The following is a 13,904-nucleotide window of genomic DNA, read 5'->3' as shown; positions in this document are numbered from 1 at the left end:
CCGGCACGCCCGGCCCCCACACGGCGGCGTCCGCGTCCACTGCGTTCGCGTCTGCGGCATGCGCGGCAGCGGCGGACGACACGCCGGTGGTGTACAGCAGCAGTTCGGGCTGCGCGTGCTGGCGGATGTTGTCCACCTCGCGGGTGGACAGCCGCGCATTCACCCCCACCGGCCACGCGCCCACCACGCCGCATCCGAACAAGGCCGCGATCATCGCGGTGCAGTTTTCGCCCACCAGCAGCACGCGATGGCCGGGCTGCACGCCTTGCCCGCGCAGCCAGTCGGCCACGGCCTGTACGCGCTGCCATAGCTGCGCATAGGTGACGGTGCCGCCGCCTTCTTCGTACAGCACGATGGCGTCGGGTTGCTGGCGCGCCTGGCGGGCCAGCAGTTCATGGATGCGGGTAAGGGTTTCTGCTTGAGGCATCGAGGGTGGCGTGCAAGTCAAAGTGCAAGAGTGAACCGGTCAAAGCGTGGATCCACGCGGGCATCAAAGCGTGGCTTGGGTGCCCAGGATGGCGGTCGACTGGCTGGATAAGGTGCCGCCGTTGCCGTGCACCAGCGCCAGGTGCGCATCGGCCACCTGCCGGTCGCCGCATTCCCCGCGCAATTGCCGCACGGCCTCGATCATGATGAAGACGCCGTACATGCCGGGATGCACGCAGCACAAACCGCCGCCGTTGGTGTTGACCGGCAGGCGGCCGCCCGGCGCGATGGCGCCATCCGCGATGAAGTCCTTGGATTCGCCCTTGGCGCAAAAGCCCAGGTCTTCCAGGAACAGCAACGTGTTGATGGTGAAGGCGTCGTAGAGTTCGACCACGTCGATGTCGCGCGGCGACACGCCGGCCATGTCGAAGGCCTGCTTGCCCGACTGCGCGGCGGCGGTCACCGTCAAATCGTGCATGGACGAAATCTGCCGGTTCCAGACTGCCGTGGCGTTGCCCAACACGTAGACTGGCGGACGCGGCAGCTCGCGCGCACGGTCGGCGCGCACCAGCACAAAGGCGCCCGCGCCGTCGGTAACCAGGCAGCAATCGCGCACGCTCAAGGGGTCGGACACCATGCGCGCCGACAGGATTTCATCCAGCGTGGTGGGTTGGCGCAGCTGCGCCTCGGGGTTCAGCTGCGCCCATTGGTTGGCCGCCAGCGCCACCTGCGCCAGATGCTCGCGGCGGGTGCCGTACTGGTGCATGTGGCGCGCCGCCGCCAGCGCGTACGAGGACAGCGGGCTTAGCGGGTCGTAGGGCGTTTCATAGGGTTGGGGGTCGAACTGCTTGCGCACGCGGCCCACTTCGGCGCGGCTCAGCGTGGACGTGCGCTGCGTGCTGCCATAGCAGACCAGCACGGCGTTGCACTGGCCGGACGCCAGCGCGTGCATGGCCGGCAACAGGTGCGCCACGAAGCTGGAGCCTCCCAGCATGGTGCTGTCGATGAAGGTGGGGCGGATGCCCAGGTGTTCGATCACCGGCATGGCCCACATCGGCGCGGCCACGCTGGCCGTGCAGATGCCGTCTATGTCGCGCAGGGTCAGCCCTGCATCGGCCACGGCGCGCTGCGCCGCCTGCACCAGGATTTCCATTTCGGTAAAGCCGTTGGCCTGTCCCAGGCCCGCATGGCCGACCCCGGCCACGGCCACCGCGCCGCGCAAATCGTCGAGCGTCATGCCGCCTCCTGCTTAGCGTCAAAGACCACCAGGCCGTGGCCGTCCTGTTGAATCACTCGGGCGCGCACGGCCATGCCGATGCGCACGTCGGCCGGCGCAACGCCTTCAACTCGGCTCATCATGCGCACGCCTTCTTGCAGGTCGATCAACGCCACGTTGTAGTCGCCGCCCGCCTCGGGTTTGCGGCGCACGACGGTGGTGGAATAGACGGCGCCGCGACCGTCGGCCGGCGTGAAGGTCAGTTTGTCCGCGCCGCAGTGCGGGCAGACCATGCGGGGATAGAAGACCGCGCGGTCGCAACCGCCACAGTGCTGGATAAGAAAGCGGCCCTGGTCGAGCGCCTGGCGGTACTGCGCCTCGACGCCCTGCGACACGCCTTCCTTGTGATCGGAAACAGTCATGGTGCGATGGGATTCCAGTGGATGACGGCTGCTAGTGTCGGCACTGCGCCAAGGTTCTGCCATTCTTCATTGCTGAAGCAGGCCTTTTGCGAAGCGGTAGTGGGCCGCCCGGCGGCGCGTTGCGTTGCCCTACATCCAGCGCGAAGCCGGTCTTCGGAAGAGGCAGATTGTGGGGCCGCCTGCGCCATGGCTAGATACCGGGCAAAGGAGGTAGACCATGAACCTGACCTGGACGCCGCAAGAGCGCCAATTCCGCGACGAGGTGCGCGCGTTTGCCGCCACCCGCCTGCCCGCCGATATCCGAGACAAGGTGTTGCGCCATCAGCGGCTGGAACGCGACGACTACGTGCGCTGGCACAACATCCTGGCAGACCAGGGCTGGGGCGCCCCGAACTGGCCGGAAGCGCACGGCGGCACGGGCTGGAACGCCTTGCAGCGCCTGATCTTCGAAGTGGAATGCTTCAAGGCCGGCGCGCCGCGCCTGCTGCCGTTCGGCTTGTCGATGATTGGCCCCGTGCTGATGAAATACGGCAGCGCGCAGCAACAATCGCGCTTTTTGCCACGCATCCCTCGCGTGCAGGACTGGTGGTGCCAGGGCTATTCCGAACCGGGTTCGGGGTCGGACCTGGCGTCGCTGAAAACACGCGCCGTGCGCGATGGCGATGATTACGTCGTCAACGGCCAGAAAACCTGGACCACGCTGGCGCAGTACGCCGACTGGATGTTCTGCCTGGCCCGCACCGACCCTGACGCGCGTGCCCAACGCGGCATCTCGATGCTGCTGCTGGACATGCGAGCGCCGGGCGTGACGGTGCGCCCCATCCGCACGCTGGACGGCGGCCACGACGTCAATGAAGTCTGGCTGGAAGACGTGCGCGTACCGGTGGAAAACCTGGTGGGCGAGGAGAACCAGGGCTGGACCTACGCCAAGTACCTGTTGGGCCACGAGCGCACCGGCATCGCCGGGCTGGGCCATTGCCATCGCGAACTGGGCATCTTGAAACACATGGCGGCGCAAGCGCAATCGCGCGGCAAGCCCGTGCTGGCCGACAGCCGTTTCCGCGACCGCATCTCGCGCATTGAAGTGGACATCATGGCGCTGGAAATGCTGCTGCTGCGCGTGGCGTCCAGCAACGACGGCACGCCCGGCCCCGAGGCCTCGGTGCTGAAGATTCGCGGGTCCGAGATCCAGCAGGATCTGGCGATGCTGCAAATGGAAGTGGCGGGGCCGGACGCCTGGCCCTACGACCCCGACTGGCTGCTGGCCGACCACGACGATCACGGGCCGGGCCCGGCGATGGCCGCGGCATCGGGCGCGGGCTATGCCGATATGCGCAAGACGTCCATCTACGGCGGCACGACCGAAGTGCAGAAGGGCATCATCGCCCGCCTGGTGCTGGGCCTGTAGGCCCGCCGCGCCATCCGACAGGAAGACACGCATGGATTTCATCTATACCGAAGAACAGCGCATGCTGGCCGACAGCCTGCGCCGCCTGGTGGACCAGGCATGGACATTTCCCCAACGCCGCGCGCGCCAGGCCACCGGCACGCTGGATGCCCGCGCCTGGGGCGCGCTGGCCGAACTGGGTGTGCTGGGCCTGACCATTTCGCAGGACTTCGGCGGCTTTGGCGAAGTGCCGGCCAGCCTGCTGCCCGTGCATGTGGAACTGGGCCGCGCGCTGGTGTCCGAGCCCGTCATTCCCAGCGCCGTCATGGGTGCGGCATTGCTGGACGCGTGTGGCGACGCGGCGCGTGGCCGGTGGTTGCCGGGCATAGCATCGGGCGAGGTGATCGTTAGCGTGGCCTATCAAGAGCCGGGCCGACGCTACGACACGCGGCCACGCGATTGCCGCGCGGCAAAGACGGGGCAGGGCTGGCGGCTGGATGGCGCCAAGCATTTGGTGTGGCACGGCGCGGCGGCCAAGGTGTGGCTGGTCAGCGCATTGGGCGCCGAGGGCCAGACCGTGTTGCTGGCCGTCCCGTCGGACGTTGCCGGCGTGCGCGTCACCGACGCGCCCACGCTGGACGGCGCGCGCTGCGCCCGACTGGATTTCGACGCGGTGGGCCTGTCCGCCGATGCCTTGCTGGCCGAGGGCGCGCAGGCCGACGACGCCCTGGCCCAGGCGTTGCAGTGGGGCACGGCGGCGCTGTGCGCGCACGCAGCGGGCGCGATCGACCGGCTATTGGAAATCACCGTTGATTATCTGAAGACGCGCAAGCAATTCGGTCAGCCGCTGGCCTCGTTCCAGGCGCTGCAACACCGATTGGCCGAGATGCTGGTGGCCAAGGAACTGGCTTTGTCGATGGCCTATGTGGCCGTGGCCGCGCTGACCGAACCCGATGCCGTGCAGCGCCGCCGCATGATCGCGTCGGCCAAGTTGGAAGCCGCGCGCGCCGGGCGCCAGGTGGCGCAGATGGCGGTGCAACTGCACGGCGGCATGGGCATGACCGACGAGCTGGAGGTGGGCGATTATTTCAAGCGGCTGACCATGGTGGATCCGTTGCTGGGCGACACGGCCGAGCAATTGGCGGTGCTGGCCGAAGTGGCCATGCTGGAGGAAGCGGCATTGCAGGAGCAGCGGGCATGAACGCAACGCAAGACAACGCAGCCGACGGCTACACGCAGATCCGGTTCACGCTGGAAGACGGCGTGGGCGTCATCACCCTGAACCGGCCGGACCGCCTCAACAGCTTTACCGAAGTCATGCATGCCGAACTGGCGCGCGCGCTGGATGTGATGGAGTCGCACGCCGGTCTGCGCGGCCTGGTCATCACCGGCGCGGGGCGGGGCTTTTGCGCGGGGCAGGATCTAAGCGAGCGCAAGCCCTCCGAGGACGGCTCGCGGCGCGACCTGAGCCTGATGCTGGAAAAATGCTATCGCCCGTTGATCACCCGTTTGCGCGCGCTGCCGGTGCCGGTAGTGTGCGTGATGAACGGCGTGGCGGCGGGCGCGGGCGCCAGCCTGGTGCTGGCCTGCGACGTGGTGTTTGCCGCGCAGTCGGCCCGCTTCGTGCAGGCGTTCAGCAAGATCGGCTTGCTGCCGGATGCGGGTGGCACATGGTTCTTGCCCCGGCTGGTGGGCTCGGCGCGCGCGATGGGCGCGGCGTTGTTCGGCGAGGCCGTCAGCGCCACCGAGGCCGCCGCGTGGGGGCTGATCTGGCGTGTCGTGCCTGACGATGCGGTGGCCGCCACCGTCTCGGACGTCTCCGCCACATTGGCCGCCGGGCCCACGCGGGCCTACGCGGCCACCAAGGCGGCGCTGCACGCGTCCAGCGGCAATACGCTGGCCCAGCAGTTCGATCTGGAATGCCGGTTGCAGCGCGAGCTTGGCTACACGGACGACTACCTGGAAGGCATGCGCGCCTTTGCCGAAAAGCGGCCGCCCGCGTTCACCGGAACCTGAGCGACGGGAGCTTGTGTCGCGCCCTGAAGGTCAGGGCGCGCGCGGGACCTGGATCTGTTCGATCAGGTCGCGCGCGCAGCCGGGCAGGGCGTCGATGTCGCGCACCAGCAGCTTGCGTTCACGCACCACCCAGGGTTCATCCAGCTCTACCACGCGCAACTTGGTGTCGGCGCCATAGCGGCGCGCGGCGGAATCGGGAATCACGCCGATGCCCACGCCCGCTTGCACCATGCGGCAGATGGAGTCGAAGCTGTACAGCTGGATGCGTTGCGGTAGACGCTGGCCGCTGCGTTCCAGCTGGTCGCGCAAAAAGGCCACCAGCGTGGAACCTTCATGCATGGTGATGAACGGGTAGCGCACGGCATCCACCAGCTTGACCTTGTCCTGGTCTTGCAGCGGATGGCCGTTGGGCACCACCAGCACCAGCCGGTCGGTGCTGAAGTGTATGGCTTGCAGCTCGGGCGCATCGACCGGGCCGGCCACGATGCCCAGGTCGGTAGTGCCGTCCAGGACGCCGCGCACGATGTCGCGCGTCAGGCGTTCTTGCAGGTCCACCGTGACGCCCGGGTGCCCCGACAGGAACTGCGCCAGGATGTCCGGCATGAATTCGGTCACGGCCGTGGTGTTGGCAAAGATGCGGATGTGCCCGGCATCGCCGTCGGATTGCTCTTGGAAGTCGTGCTTCAGGTGGTCCACCTGCCGCATGATGACGCGGGCGTGTTGCAGCAGTTTCTGCCCGGCGGGCGTGATTTCCACTCCCCGGCTGTCGCGGTACAGCAGGCGGGAATTGAGCTGGTTCTCCAGCGCCTTGATCCGCACGCTGACGGCGGCCAGGGACAGATGCGCTCGTTTCGCGGCCTGGGTCAGGCTGGGGGATTCGGCGATGTGGATGAACAGGCGTAGGTCGGCTAGGTCGAAGTGCATGGGCCATATATTACGGCGCGCCGCGCCGGGCCTGGGCGTGGGCTGTCGATTCAGGCGCCGCAAACCCCGCCTTGAGGAAAAACGAATTCACAACGGGGACGGCTTGCGGGCATCCTTGACGCTTACGAAAAATCCCACCAAATCCCCCACCCAACAACCCCACCAAAGGATATGGGCATGACTTCTACAGATCCGGCAGCCTGGATCGGCAGCGGCGAACGCAAGCCGGACGCCATGGACCCCGGCCACGCGGCCCGCATTGCGGCCACCCTGGGCGGTCAGGCGCCGGGCGTGGGCGAGGCCCTGCCGCCCTTGTGGCAATGGGCGTTTTTCATCAGCACCGTGGGCATGGACGGGTTGGGGACGGATGGGCACCCCGCGCGCGGCGGTTTTTTGCCACCGGCCCAGGACCGTAACCGCATGTGGGCGGGCGGCCGGGTGCAATGGCATCAGCCTTTGAAGGTGGGCGTGCCGGCCGAACGGGTATCCAAGGTGATCAAGGTGGAAGAGAAGGCGGGCCGTACCGGCGCGCTGCTGTTCGTCACCGTGCGCCACGAATATCACCAGGCTGGTGACGTCGTCATCGAAGAAGAGCAGGACATCGTCTACCGCCAGCCGTCGCCACCGAAGCTGGCGGGCAGCGAGCCCGCGCCCCAGGCGCAATGGAGCGACACCGTCAACCCCACGTCGGTGCTGCTGTTCCGCTATTCGGCGGTGACCTTCAACGGCCACCGCATCCATTACGACCACCCCTATGTCACGGGCGTTGAAGGGTACCCGGGGCTGGTCGTGCACGGCCCCCTGATTGCCACCGAAATGGTTGCCGCCTTTACGCGCGCCCATCCCCGGCTGCGTCCCACGCATCTAAGCTACCGCGGCCTGCGTCCGCTGATTTCGCCCACGCCTTTCCAGGTGGCCGGCCGCTTGACCGAGCCGGGCCTCGCCCAGCTGTGGGCCGAGCAGGACGGCACGCTGGCCCATCAAGCCGAACTGAGGTTTACCGAATGAGCACACCGGCATCCCGCCCGTTGGATGGCATTACCGTCGTCAGCCTGGAACACGCCATCGCCGCCCCCTTTTGCACCCGCCAGCTGGCGGACATGGGCGCGCGCGTCATCAAGATTGAACGCCCCGGCAGCGGCGATTTCGCGCGCGGCTACGACGAACGCGTGCGCGGCCTGTCCTCGCATTTCGTCTGGACCAACCGGTCCAAGGAAAGCCTGACGCTGGACCTGAAGCGCGACGAGGCGGGCGGCATCATGGAGCGCCTGCTGGAATCGGCCGACGTGCTGGTGCAAAACCTGGCGCCCGGCGCGGCGGCCCGGCTGGGGCTGTCGTTCGAGGCCCTGCATGCGCGCTATCCGCGCCTGATTGTCTGCGATATTTCCGGCTATGGCGAAGGCGGCCCGTATCAGGACAAGAAGGCGTATGACCTGCTGATCCAAAGCGAAAGCGGCTTTCTGTCGGTAACGGGCACGCAGGACGACCCGGTCAAGGCCGGGTGTTCCATCGCCGATATCGCGGCCGGCATGTATGCGTATTCGGCCATCCTGAATGCCTTGTTGCTGCGCCAGAAAACCGGCTTGGGCAGCCGCCTGGACGTGTCCATGCTGGAAAGCATGGTCGAGTGGATGGGCTTTCCGATGTACTACGCATTCGAGGGCGCCAAGCCGCCCGTGCGCGCGGGCGCGGCGCATGCGTCGATCTATCCGTATGGGCCGTTTCCGGTGGGCGATGGCTCGACCATCATGCTGGGCCTGCAAAACGAACGCGAATGGCGCGTGTTCTGCGCGCAGGTGCTGCGTCAGCCCACGCTGGCCGAAGACGCCCGCTTTATCTCGAATTCGCAGCGCACCGCCAACCGCGATGCGCTGCGCGATCTGATCGTGGCGGCGTTTGCGGACCTGTCGATCGAACAGGTGACGCAGCGGCTGGAGGATGCGCAGATTGCCAACGCCCGCGTCAATGACATGGCCGGCGTCTGGGCGCACCCGCAATTGCAGGCGCGCGCGCGCTGGAGCCAGGTCGACAGCCCGGCCGGCATGGTGCCCGCGCTGTTGCCGCCCGCCAGCAGCAGCGCGTTCGCGCCGCGCATGGCCGCCGTGCCCGCCGTGGGCGAAAACACGGATGCGGTGCTAGCATCGTTGGGATACGCGCCCGATCAGGTGGCGCAACTGCATGCTTCGGAGGTCGTGTGACGCATTCCGTCGTTCGTAGCGCCCTATTCGTGCCGGCTTCGCGCGCCGAGCGCATCCCCAAAGCGCTGGCCGCCGGGGCCGACACCGTTATCGTGGACCTGGAAGACGCCGTCGAGCATCTGGCCAAGGCGTCCGCCCGCGAGGCGCTGTGCGACTTCCTGGGGACGCATCGCGACGCCCGCCTGTGGGTGCGCATCAACGACGCATCCACATCCTGGCACGACGACGACCTGAAAGCCTGCCGTGGCCGGCCGAACATTGCCGGCATCCTCCTGCCCAAAGCTGAAACGCTGGCGCAGGTGCGGCACGTGGCGCAGACCGGGTTGCCGGTCATCCCCATCATCGAAACCGCGCGCGGGCTGTTGAACGCGTCCGAAGTCGCGGCCACGCCCGGCGTGGCGCGGCTGGCCTTCGGCAGCCTGGACTACGCGCTGGACATGGGCCTGACGCCGGACACCCCCGGCGCCGAAACCGTGCTGGATCAGGCCCGCGTGCAGGTATTGCTGCACAACCGCGCCGCCGGGCTCGCGCCCGCGCTGGACGGCGTGTTTCCCGGCGTGCAGGACACGGCCGGGCTGGCGGCGGCGGCGGGGCGCGCCCAGCAGATGGGCTTTGGCGGCATGCTGTGCATCCACCCGGCGCAAGTGCCGGTGATTCACGCGGCGTTCGTGCCGGCGCGCGAAGAACTGGCCTGGGCGCGGCGCGTGGTGGCCACGCATCGCGAGACGGCGGCAGGCACCTTCATGCTGGACGGCAAGATGGTGGATGCACCCGTCATCGCTCGCGCGCGCCTGGTGCTTGCTCAGGCCGGCGAGCAGGCTCCCACATGAGCGATGCGCTCTTTATCGGGCACACCTACATCGACGTCACCATACTGGCCGACGAATGGCCCACCGGCGACGAAAAAAGCGTGGCGCGTGACTACGCCGTGTCCTTTGGCGGCAACGCCGTCACGGCGGCGTTTACCTGCGGCAAGCTGGGCACGCCGCCCGACCTGATCTGTTCGCTGGCGCCCGATTGGCTGGGCCACATGTACACCGACATGGCCGCCGCGCACGGCATCACGCTGCATGCGCGGCATGTGCGCCGGTCATCGTTGTCGTTCATCATGCCCAATCACGGCAAGCGCGCCATTGTGCGCGCGCGCGACGTGCAATATCTGAACGATTTCCCCCGGCTGGATATCGGCGCATTTCGCGCGTTGCATCTGGACGGCCATCAGCCCGACGCCGCGCTGCACTATGCGCGCGCATGCCGGCAGGCGGGCGTGCTGACGTCGCTGGACGGCGGCGGCGTGCGCGAGAACACCGACGAACTGCTGCGCCATATCGACGTGGCCGTGTGCGCGGAGCGCATGTGCGAACAGCTGGCGCTGAGCCCGGCCGGGCTGCTGGACTTGCTGAAGGCCCGCGGCTGCCGCATCGGCGCGGTCACGATGGGCGAACGCGGCATGCTTTGGTACGACGAGGCGGGGCGCGTCGATACGTTGCCATCGCTGGATGTGCCGGGCGAACGCATCGTGGATACCTCGGGGGCGGGCGACGTGTTCCACGGCGCCTATGTGTGGTCGTATTTGAACCGGCCCGAATTGCCCTGGCTGGAACACTTCACCTTTGCGCGCGCGGCGTCGGCGCACAAGATCCAGCATCTGGGTAATGAGGCCGGGTTGCCGCAAGTGGAAGACGTGGAACGCGCGATGATGGCGTTTGCGCCTAAAGCGTAGGCGCCGGCCCCTAGCTGGGGGCTGCCGGCCCGATCAATCCGGCAGGCGTTCGATCGCCTGATCCTGGGTCTCGGCGATCCACGTTGAAATCGGCCGGCCATTCACCTGCATGTCCGGCGCCAGATCTTGCAGTGGCAGCAGCACGAACGCGCGTTGATGCATGCGCGGATGGGGCAGGATCAGCCGCTGGTGGTCCAGCTGCTGGTCGTCGTACGTCAGCAGATCCAGGTCCAGCGTGCGCGGCGCGTTCTTGTAAGGGCGCAGCCGCCCGTGCTGGTTTTCCAGCGCCTGTAGCGCATCCAGCAATGCCAGTGGCGGCAGACGCGTGTCCAGCGCCGCCACGGCATTGACGAAGTCGGGGCCGGTGGCGTCCACCGGCGCGCTGCGGTAGAACGGCGACGCCGTCACGGCGTCGATGCCGTCCGTGGCCTGCAATTGGGCCAGCACGCGGCGCAAGGTGGCCGCGCTGTCGCCCAGGTTGGCGCCCAGGCCGATATAGGCGCGGACCAAAGCGGGCGACACGGTTTACTCGGGGGTGGCCGGGCCGCGCGACGGCGAACGGCGCGGACGCCGGCGCTTGCGCGTGCCGGTCGACGTAGCGGGGCTGCCCATGCCGCCCATGCCGCCATCGCCGGCTTCGCGCGGCAGGCGCGCGACTTCTTCGATCATGTCGGCGCGCGTCACGTCGTCGGCATTGGCCAGGTCCATCCACCACTGCGCCAGCACGCTGTCGAATTCGCCGGCCGCTGCGCGCAATTGCAGAAAGTCGCAGGCGGCGCGGAAGCGCGGTTGTTCGATCATGCGGAAAATCGTCTTGCCCATGCGACGCTCGAAACGCGGCTGCATGAACCAGATTTCACGCATGTCGGACGAGAAGCGACGCTGGATGGCCAGCTTTTCCGTCTGTTCGTCCAGCACCGAATCGGCCGCTTGCGACAGCGCGGGTATGGTGTGTTCGCCCTGCGCGCGCAACTGCTTCCAGCGCACGTCCACCTGCTGCCACAGCAGCGCGGCAAACAGGAAGCTGGGGCTGACCGTCTTGCCGGCGCGCACGCGGGCGTCGGTGCGTTCCAGCGCCAGTTCCACGAAGTGTTCGCCACCGGGCTGTTCCAGCACCACGTCCAGCAAGGGCAGCAGGCCGTTGTGCAGGCCTTCGGCGCGCAGCTGGCGCAGGCAGTCCATGGCGTGGCCGCAGGTCAACAGCTTGAGCATTTCGTCGAACAGGCGCGAGGCCGGCACGTTTTCGATGAGCTCGGCCATGGTACTGATGGGCTCGCGCGTGGCGGGGTCGATCGTGCCGTTGAGCTTGGCGGCAAAGCGCACCGCGCGCAGCATGCGCACCGGGTCTTCGCGGTAACGCTTGACCGGGTCGCCGATGATGCGGACCTGGCGTTTTTTCAGGTCGGCCACACCGTTGTGGTAGTCGATGACTTCCTCGGTGTGCGGGTCGTAGTACAGCGCGTTCATGGTGAAGTCGCGGCGCTTGGCGTCTTCTTCTTGTGACCCGAACACGTTGTCGCGCAAGATGCGGCCGTGTTCATCGGTTTCCTGCTCTTCGGACGCCGGGGCGCGGAAGGTGGAGGTTTCGATGATTTCCTGGCCGAACACCACGTGCACCAGCTGAAAGCGGCGGCCGATGATGCGCGCGCGGCGAAACAGCGGGCGGATCTGTTCGGGCGTGGCGTTGGTGGCCACGTCGAAATCCTTGGGTTCCAGTCCGACGATCAGGTCGCGCACCGCGCCGCCCACGATATAGCCTTCGTAGCCGTGCTGGCGCAAGACTTCGCAGACCTTGATGGCGTGGCGAGAAACGTTACGGCGATCAATGCCGTGCTTGTCGCGCCCAATGCGCAACGGCCCCCGGGGTGCCGGCGCGAACAAGCGGCCGACGAATTTTTTTATGGTTTCAGTGATCATTAGGACTTCGAGTCTTCCATGTGGTCGAACAAGTCGATCACTTGCCAGCCACGGTCCTTTGCGATGGTGCGCAAGGTCGGGCTGGGGTTGGCGGCGATCGGACGGGTCACCTTTTCCAGCAGAGGCACATCATTGACCGAATCGCTATAGAAAAACGATTCGGGGAAATCCGCAAGCGCCAATCCCAGATTGGACAGCCATTCGTTCACGCGCACTACCTTGCCTTCCTTGAAACTGGGCGTGCCCAGGATGCGGCCGGTGTAGCGACCGCGCAGGTATTCGGCGTCGGTGGCCACCAGGTAGGGCACGCCGAAGGCGCGCGCGATGGGGGCGGTGACAAAGCTGTTGGTGGCCGTGACGATGGCGCACAGGTCGCCGGCGTCCAGGTGGGATTGCACCAGCGCGCGCGCGTCGGCCGTGATGGACGGGCGGATGACCTCGCGCATGAATTCTTCATGCCAGTCGGCCAGGTCGAAGGGCGAATGCGCCGCCAGCAGGCCCAGCATGAATTCGGCTGCCTGTTCGGCGGTGAGTTCGCCGCGGTTGTAGCGGTCCATCAGGTCGTCGTTCTGGCGACGGGCCTGGACGGGGTCTCCGGCGCGGCCTGTGCGGGCCAGGTAGTCGGCCCATTGATAGTCGCTGTCCAGCGGCAACAGGGTGTGGTCCAGGTCGAACAGGGCGAGACGTCGGGATGTCATGTGCGTTGCGAATCAGGATCTGCGAGCATGGCGCGCAGCAATGGCAGGGTGATGGGACGGCCGGTGGCCAGGGAATAGCGGTCAAGCGCGTCGATCAACGCGGCCAGTTTGCGGATGTCGCGTTCGTGATGAATCAGCATCCAGTTGATGATTTCGGGCGCCAGGTGCATGCCGCGTTCGGCGGCCTGCGCGGACAGCGCGGCCAGCTTGTCGGCGTCGGACAGCGGGTCCAGGCGGAACACCAGGTCCCAGCCCAGGCGGGTGCGCAGGTCTTCGCGCAGCGGCATGGACAGCGGGGCGCGGTCGCCGGCCAGCGCCAGCGCAAAGGCGCGGCCCGTGGCGGCGGATTCACGCCAGCGGTTGTACAGCGCAAACAGGGCGGCCTGGCGGCTGTCGTCCATGCGGTGCACGTCGTCAACGGCCACGAACTTCGGCATGGGGGATTTGGAATCGGCCTCGGCCAGGCGGCGCAGCATGGTTTCGCCCTTGGCCGGATCAACGAAGACGGCGTCCGGCCGCGCGGTCAGGGCGCGCAGCAGATGGGTCCGGCCACACCCCGCGGCGCCCCATATATACAGCGCGCGACCCGGATTGAGCGCGCGCACGGCCGCCAGCGCTTCCCCGTTGGGGCCGGCGATATAGTTGTTCAGCGATGGCGCTGGCGCGGGAAGAACGTCGAGCAGCAGCTGGCGGTTCATGAGAGGTTATCAATCAGGCTTGTTCGGTACTTCCAATGCCGTGCGCGGTATGTCTGCGCAAGGCTCGCTGCGGCGCGATGGGCATGCCGGTGTTGCCGGAAAAGCCAAAAAACGGTGATACACGGGGCCGATTCGGGTAATGCCCGCCAGAAACTGGCAAAATCCAACCCGGCCAACCCAACACTTTAAACCACCTGGGGGGATGGTGTCGCGCTCAAGGGCTTTGCCAGGCTTGGGTTTGCGCCCTTTTTGCTCCCCGGCCAGCCCGACCCGCCCGGG

Annotated in this window: 16 protein-coding genes; 7 read left to right on the top strand and 9 right to left on the bottom strand. The window is 67.1% G+C overall.

Translation table 11 applies throughout. The annotated features are described in order from the left end of the window. From ACNPP0_RS18605 to ACNPP0_RS18595, 3 genes are all read right to left on the bottom strand, one after another. Positions 1–427: AMP-binding protein (locus tag ACNPP0_RS18605; protein ID WP_448706664.1), on the bottom strand; the 427-nt coding region annotated here is incomplete at its 3' end. Between the two features lie 63 nt (positions 428–490). Then, positions 491–1,663, bottom strand: a complete 1,173-nt coding sequence (locus ACNPP0_RS18600) for a thiolase family protein (RefSeq protein ID WP_448706663.1) — start codon at positions 1,661–1,663, stop codon at positions 491–493. Then, positions 1,660–2,064 (bottom strand): Zn-ribbon domain-containing OB-fold protein, encoded by a 405-nt coding sequence (locus ACNPP0_RS18595; RefSeq protein WP_332612864.1) that lies wholly within the window; start codon positions 2,062–2,064, stop codon positions 1,660–1,662. The genes ACNPP0_RS18600 and ACNPP0_RS18595 overlap by 4 nt, the downstream gene beginning before the upstream one ends. Before the next feature lie 217 nt (positions 2,065–2,281). On the opposite strand from ACNPP0_RS18595, the gene ACNPP0_RS18590 reads away from it, so the two are divergent. The 3 genes from ACNPP0_RS18590 to paaG are packed head-to-tail and all read left to right on the top strand — an operon-like array spanning position 2,282 to position 5,467. Then, positions 2,282–3,472: an acyl-CoA dehydrogenase family protein gene (locus tag ACNPP0_RS18590; protein ID WP_448706662.1), complete on the top strand. Its 1,191-nt coding sequence runs from the start codon at positions 2,282–2,284 to the stop codon at positions 3,470–3,472. A 31-nt stretch (positions 3,473–3,503) separates the two neighbouring features. Continuing rightward, positions 3,504–4,652: an acyl-CoA dehydrogenase family protein gene (locus ACNPP0_RS18585; protein WP_448706661.1), complete on the top strand. Its 1,149-nt coding sequence runs from the start codon at positions 3,504–3,506 to the stop codon at positions 4,650–4,652. After that, complete coding sequence (paaG, locus tag ACNPP0_RS18580) at positions 4,649–5,467, top strand: 2-(1,2-epoxy-1,2-dihydrophenyl)acetyl-CoA isomerase PaaG (protein WP_448706660.1); 819 nt, start codon at positions 4,649–4,651, stop codon at positions 5,465–5,467. Before ACNPP0_RS18585 ends, paaG begins: the two co-directional genes overlap by 4 nt. A gap of 30 nt (positions 5,468–5,497) precedes the next feature. Here paaG and ACNPP0_RS18575 read toward each other — a convergent pair whose 3' ends face one another. Continuing rightward, positions 5,498–6,391 carry a LysR family transcriptional regulator gene (locus tag ACNPP0_RS18575; protein ID WP_104143472.1) on the bottom strand — a complete coding sequence of 298 codons (894 nt, stop codon included), beginning with the start codon at positions 6,389–6,391 and terminating at the stop codon, positions 5,498–5,500. 177 nt (positions 6,392–6,568) lie between these two features. Here ACNPP0_RS18575 and ACNPP0_RS18570 point away from each other — a divergent pair, with 177 nt between their 5' ends. Genes ACNPP0_RS18570 through ACNPP0_RS18555 form a run of 4 tightly spaced genes read left to right on the top strand, consistent with a single transcriptional unit; the run spans position 6,569 to position 10,312 of the window. Then, a complete protein-coding gene (locus ACNPP0_RS18570; protein WP_332612857.1) occupies positions 6,569–7,399 on the top strand; it encodes an HTD2 family dehydratase in 831 nt (276 codons plus the stop codon). After that, positions 7,396–8,589 (top strand): CaiB/BaiF CoA transferase family protein, encoded by a 1,194-nt coding sequence (locus ACNPP0_RS18565; RefSeq protein WP_332612856.1) that lies wholly within the window; start codon positions 7,396–7,398, stop codon positions 8,587–8,589. Before ACNPP0_RS18570 ends, ACNPP0_RS18565 begins: the two co-directional genes overlap by 4 nt. After that, the gene (locus ACNPP0_RS18560) at positions 8,586–9,419 is read left to right on the top strand and encodes an HpcH/HpaI aldolase/citrate lyase family protein (protein WP_332612855.1); all 834 of its coding nucleotides are present in this window, start codon (positions 8,586–8,588) and stop codon (positions 9,417–9,419) included. The genes ACNPP0_RS18565 and ACNPP0_RS18560 overlap by 4 nt, the downstream gene beginning before the upstream one ends. After that, a complete protein-coding gene (locus ACNPP0_RS18555) occupies positions 9,416–10,312 on the top strand; it encodes a sugar kinase (RefSeq protein WP_332612854.1) in 897 nt (298 codons plus the stop codon). Before ACNPP0_RS18560 ends, ACNPP0_RS18555 begins: the two co-directional genes overlap by 4 nt. Positions 10,313–10,345: 33 nt before the next feature. Here the strand turns inward: ACNPP0_RS18555 and ACNPP0_RS18550 are convergent, their stop codons facing one another. From ACNPP0_RS18550 to ACNPP0_RS18530, 5 genes are all read right to left on the bottom strand, one after another. Beyond that, entirely contained in the window at positions 10,346–10,834 is a 489-nt protein-coding gene (locus ACNPP0_RS18550) for a 2-amino-4-hydroxy-6-hydroxymethyldihydropteridine diphosphokinase (protein ID WP_448706659.1), read from the bottom strand. Positions 10,835–10,837: 3 nt separating this feature from the next. Beyond that, complete coding sequence (pcnB, locus tag ACNPP0_RS18545) at positions 10,838–12,229, bottom strand: polynucleotide adenylyltransferase PcnB (RefSeq protein WP_448706658.1); 1,392 nt, start codon at positions 12,227–12,229, stop codon at positions 10,838–10,840. Continuing rightward, positions 12,229–12,927 (bottom strand): HAD family hydrolase, encoded by a 699-nt coding sequence (locus ACNPP0_RS18540; protein WP_120153950.1) that lies wholly within the window; start codon positions 12,925–12,927, stop codon positions 12,229–12,231. The genes pcnB and ACNPP0_RS18540 overlap by 1 nt, the downstream gene beginning before the upstream one ends. Continuing rightward, on the bottom strand, positions 12,924–13,625 hold the full coding sequence (gene hda, locus ACNPP0_RS18535) for a DnaA regulatory inactivator Hda (RefSeq protein ID WP_046806465.1): 702 nt from the start codon (positions 13,623–13,625) through the stop codon (positions 12,924–12,926). The genes ACNPP0_RS18540 and hda overlap by 4 nt, the downstream gene beginning before the upstream one ends. A gap of 9 nt (positions 13,626–13,634) precedes the next feature. Next, on the bottom strand, positions 13,635–13,904 hold a 270-nt coding region (locus ACNPP0_RS18530), incomplete at its 5' end, for a hypothetical protein (RefSeq protein WP_448706657.1).

This window comes from Achromobacter semiaridum (genome assembly GCF_053543755.1).
This window is presented reverse-complemented; position numbering and strand designations above follow the sequence as displayed.